The sequence below is a fragment of the Hutsoniella sourekii ATCC 700629 genome, assembly GCF_000518205.1.
Classification (GTDB): domain Bacteria; phylum Bacillota; class Bacilli; order Lactobacillales; family Aerococcaceae; genus Hutsoniella; species Hutsoniella sourekii.
In genome coordinates, this window is sequence record NZ_JADD01000047.1 from 1 (window position 1) to 4,891 (window position 4,891).

The following is a 4,891-nucleotide window of genomic DNA, read 5'->3' on the forward strand; positions in this document are numbered from 1 at the left end:
CCCCTCCTGCCGTACTCCAAATAAAAATGCACGTAGAGTCAAGGTTAATTCACGATGGTCAGCTTCTTCCCGGTGCTCATAGAAGTAAGCGACTGTAAACAACAATGCTAATTTGGCATGCGGGTAAACGGCTAGTTGTTCACTCGTTTTACATCGAGCTACATCCAAACAAAGAGCCGTTGCTGATGCCATTAAGTTTTCAATTAATCTATCATCATGGTCATCATCTACCCGCAAATAGCCTTTAACTTCCTCCAAGGACAGCATTAAGCTGCCCCACCAATTTTCAGAATTTGTACGGCTTCTGGTAGCACCAATTTACCATCCACACGTTCTTTCGCTACAAATCCAACCATGCCATTACCAGCAAACAACTCTTTCAACTCTTGGAATGAACGAATACCACGGTCGCCAATGTTATAGTAAGAAAAATCTCCAAACGCGATTGCAGGTTCTCCTTTAGTCACTTCTGGTGCAAAGGCTGAAGTATAAACTGGATAACCTAGTAAGCGATCTGGTTCTCCTTGTTGATATGATTGTTGCCAGATATAAGCACCATTGTTATCTTTGAGTTTGCGAACTAACGCTAAGGTCGCATCATTTAAGATAAACACTGCGTTCTTGCGGTATGGACGCTTTAAGGCATAGACCAGTGATAAAAGTTCATCTGATGTGATTTTCTCATTTGTGGTTGTGACACCCACTTCACCGCCACCTTCCGTCGCAAAGATTCCTAACGGCTTGTTGACACCATCGCCATTTAGGAAAGCTTCTTCTTCCGCATTGGCCAATGCTTTAGAGAATTGGTCCATGAGATGATTTTCTAAATTAAAGGCATTATCATAGAGTAATTCTTCGGTCACTTTGATGGCGACATGTAATTTATGCGCATCTAATACTACTTGGTCAAAAGTAGCATCACCAAAGGTTAAAGCTTCTCCTTCTTCAATCCAAGCAGCTGCTGGCTTAGTTCCCGCAATGTTAATCTTATGTTCTCCAGAAGTCTGAATAACTGTACCTAACTTACGCAGGATATTCTCTTCTTCTAGGCCTTGAATCAAGCGCTCGTCATATTCTTCCGGAACCAAATATCCACCTTGTGTATCAATTCCTTCTTGCAAAACATTCGAAACATTTCGGAAATTCGAACGAAAAGCATTTAACATCGCTTCTTTGTATTCGTTTCGAGCTCGACCTGTTTTTTCTGATTCATTGACGTTTCCTGGCATAGAAGTTAATGGTTTCGAAGTTGGTTGTGCTAACGATTGATCCATTTGTTTCTCACGCTCCATTCGTTTAATTTCACGAGTATAGTTTTCAATTTCTGCTTCCATTTGAGCATACGTTTTGTGGTCTTCGTCAGACATTAACCCTTTTTCGTCACGGTGACTTTCTACAAATGACTTTGCTTGATTCCAAGTTTCATTACGCTGTTCTATTAATTTTTGCATCATATTAATTACCCCCATTGGTTTTTGATAGTATCTAAGCGACTGACTAACTCTTTGGCAGAAATTGCATGACTTTCTTTCACCTTAGTTAAAAGTGAATTGGTTACTGCTTTTCTAGAAAACAACATTGTTGGTTTTGATTCGTTGTAAACATAATCAGATGGTGTTTGAAGCACTGAATCACAGAAGCCTAACTCCATCGCTTTCCCTACATCCATCCAAGTCTCAGCATCCATTAACTGTGAGAGTTCATCTCGTGATAAACCAGTCTTTTTCTCATAAGCATTGATAATTGAATCCTTAAAAGAAGCCAACATATCGATGGCCTTTTCCATTTCAACATGATCACCAATCGCAACCGTCATCGGGTTATGAATCATCAACATTGAAACAGGACTCATAAATAACAAATCACCAGCCATCGCGACAACCGAAGCAGCTGAAGCTGCGATGCCATCTATCTTTATCGTGACATGCCCGGGATAATCTAATAACATGTTATATATCTGTGCCCCAGCAATCACATCACCTCCAGGTGAGTTTATCCAAACAGCTATATCTCCTTCATCTGTGTATAACTCCTCGCGGAACAACTCTGGAGTCACATCATCCTCAAACCATGATTCTTCCGCAATCGTCCCGTTCAAATAGAGTGTCCTTGGTTCCTTTTCTTCTGGTTCTTTCCAATTCCAAAACTTTTTATAATTCACTGTCTACTTCACTCTCCCTACTTTGATAAAATGACCCGGCTTTTTCTAAAGGCAACATATTCCCGTTGACTAGATATAAGTCCCCGCCATCTTCTTTTGAAATTAAATCTAGATTTTCTAAGGTTCGTATATCATTTGCTGACATCCAGCCATTTTGTCTGGCAGTAGCATACCCGTTCATACGGCTTTCGTAATCTCCTCGAAGTAAGCCATCTACATTAAAGCTAATAAAATAGGAAGGTTTATCTTTCTTAGAAATTAAGGCGCGATTCATTGCTTGTTCCCAGCGAAGTACCCAGGGGTCTAAGGTGTATTTAACAAACTCCAACGATTGTTGTTCAATATTAGAAAAACTCGACTTCTCCAAGTCACCAACCATATGAGGTGGTACTCGGAAAATTCGAGCTATTTCAGTTATTTGAAATTTTCTTGTTTCTAAGAATTGAGCTTGTTCAGGTGAAATCGAAATGGGAGTGTACTTCATCCCTTCTTCTAGCACCGCAATCTTATTAGAATTACTTGATCCCCCAAAGGACTGCGACCAAGAATCCCTCACTCTTTCTGGGTCTTTAATGATACCAGGATGTTCCAACACACCGCCAGGCTGGGCCCCATTTGCAAAGAACTTCGCTCCGTATTCCTCAGTAGCTAAAGCCATCCCTATAGCATTTTTAGCCATCGCAATGGGTGAATATCCAATCAAACCATCGAAACCTAAACCGGGAATATGTAACACATCAAAATCGCTTAACTCCACTTTCCCATCTTCATGATAGTATTCATAAATGATTTCTTTAGTCAGATTATCTCGTTTTACTTTCATCTTATTTGGCATTAAAGGGTAAATAGAGACAACCTCACCTTTCCCATTACGAATGACTTGTGCGTAAGCATTTCCCCACAATAACAAATGAGTCATCAAGGTTTCACGAAAGATAAACGATGTCATCTCGGGATTGGGCTCATCGTGTAAAATAAAATATAATGGATGTTCCTTTGCTTTTTCTTTGTTTCCATCCTCATTACTTGAATACAAATGAAGTGGCAAACTGGCAACCGATTCAGCTAGTATTCGCACACAGGCATAAACTGCCGTCATCTGCATTGCCGACCGTTCATTAACATTCTTCCCTGCTGAACTATTTCCAAAATAAAAACGGTTACTAGGTATTGTCTTATTCTCTACTGGACTCCGTATTAACTTCGACCATAATTGCTTGATTGGATTCATAAGTCACCTCTACCCCCTAAATTAAAAATAACCCTCGTTCATCATAAACCGACTCCACTTGATTCAATCCGTGACGTAAGGATCTGTCTAAAGCCATAACAGTTGCTACGACCCCATCAATTTTTTCTGTCGATTTTTCTTTATCAGGCTTAATATTCCCAGCTGGATCCGTTCGTATGAAAATGTTATCCATCATCCAACGTAAAACAGGATGTCCAGCATGAGCAAATTTCTTCTCTAAAGCTATCTTCATCAATTCTTTTGTAGGTGGGCTCATGTCCTTAAAACCTTGTCCAAATGGAACCACTGTAAAGCCCATACCTTCTAAGTTTTGAACCATCTGGATGGCACCCCAACGGTCAAACGCTATTTCTCGAATATTATATTTTGTGCCTAGTTCTTCAATAAACTGTTCGATAAAACCATAATGAACAACATTCCCTTCGGTCGTTAATATGTGACCTTCCTTTTCCCACAAGTCATAATTTACGTGGTCGCGGGCCACTCTCAAGTCGAGATTATCCTCAGGCAACCAAAAGTATGGCAAAATATAATATTTATCATCTTCATCTTCTGGTGGGAACACCAGCACAAAGGCTGTAATATCTGATGTACTAGATAAATCCAGTCCGCCATAACAGACACGACCTTCTAATTCTTTAGGATCAAATGGGAAAGCACAAGCATCCCATACATCCATAGGCATCCAGCGTACCGTTTGCTTAACCCATTGATTTAATCTTAATTGTCTGAAGGCATTTTCTTCTGCGGGGTTTTGCTTTGCTGATTCACATGCTTGATGAACTTTATCCATCTGTACTGTAATGCCTAAAGAGGGGTTAGCCTTTTTCCAAACTTCCGGATCCGTCCAATCATCTTCTTTTTCAGCACCATAGATAACAGGATAAAATGTAGGGTCTGTTTTCCTACCCTCAATAATATCCTCTGCTTTTTGATGGGTTTCGTAACAAATTGATTGTGTATCCGTCCCTGCCGTAGTAATTAAGAAATATAGTGGTTGAGTTCTTGCGTCGCCAGATCCTTTCGTCATGACATCAAATAGTTTTCGATTTGGTTGCGTATGTAACTCATCAAACACCACTCCATGAATATTGAAACCATGTTTGGAATACGCTTCAGCGGATAAGACTTGATAGAATGAGTTTGTCGGCTGATAAATAATTCGTTTCTGTGAAGTAAGTATTTTTACTCGCTTATTTAAGGCGGGACACATGCGAACCATATCAGCTGCCACATCAAATACTATCATTGCTTGTTGTCGGTCAGCTGCACATCCATAAACCTCAGCACGTTCTTCACCGTCACCACAAGTTAAGAGCAAAGCAACGGCAGCTGCTAATTCTGATTTACCTTGTTTCTTAGGTATCTCAACATAGGCGGTATTAAACTGACGGTGGCCATCTGGTTTAATAATTCCAAACAAATCACGAATAATTTGTTCTTGCCAATCAATCAACTCGAATGGTTTACCCGCCCAG

The 4,891-nt window shown here is 40.2% G+C and carries 5 protein-coding genes; all 5 read right to left on the reverse strand.

What is annotated here, in order from left to right; translation table 11 throughout:
• Window positions 1-267 (reverse strand): head-tail connector protein (locus T408_RS0108950; protein ID WP_028119615.1); only part of this gene is annotated, 267 nt, incomplete at its 3' end.
• Window positions 267-1,454: a phage major capsid protein gene (locus T408_RS0108955; RefSeq protein WP_035420543.1), complete on the reverse strand. Its 1,188-nt coding sequence runs from the start codon at window positions 1,452-1,454 to the stop codon at window positions 267-269. The genes T408_RS0108950 and T408_RS0108955, both read right to left, overlap by 1 nt.
• Before the next feature lie 5 nt (window positions 1,455-1,459).
• Window positions 1,460-2,161 carry a head maturation protease, ClpP-related gene (locus tag T408_RS0108960; protein ID WP_028119617.1) on the reverse strand — a complete coding sequence of 234 codons (702 nt, stop codon included), beginning with the start codon at window positions 2,159-2,161 and terminating at the stop codon, window positions 1,460-1,462.
• Window positions 2,151-3,392, reverse strand: coding sequence for a phage portal protein (locus tag T408_RS11375; RefSeq protein WP_035420545.1), 1,242 nt, complete (start codon window positions 3,390-3,392; stop codon window positions 2,151-2,153). Before T408_RS11375 ends, T408_RS0108960 begins: the two co-directional genes overlap by 11 nt.
• Before the next feature lie 16 nt (window positions 3,393-3,408).
• Window positions 3,409-4,891, reverse strand: a 1,483-nt coding sequence (locus tag T408_RS0108970; protein WP_028119618.1) for a terminase large subunit, incomplete at its 5' end; no start/stop codon positions are given.

Coding starts and splice junctions, on each gene's coding strand:
- T408_RS0108955 (WP_035420543.1), bottom strand. CDS start 1,454: ATGATGCAAAAATTAATAGAACAGCGTAATGAAACTTGGAATCAAGCA.
- T408_RS11375 (WP_035420545.1), bottom strand. CDS start 3,392: ATGAATCCAATCAAGCAATTATGGTCGAAGTTAATACGGAGTCCAGTA.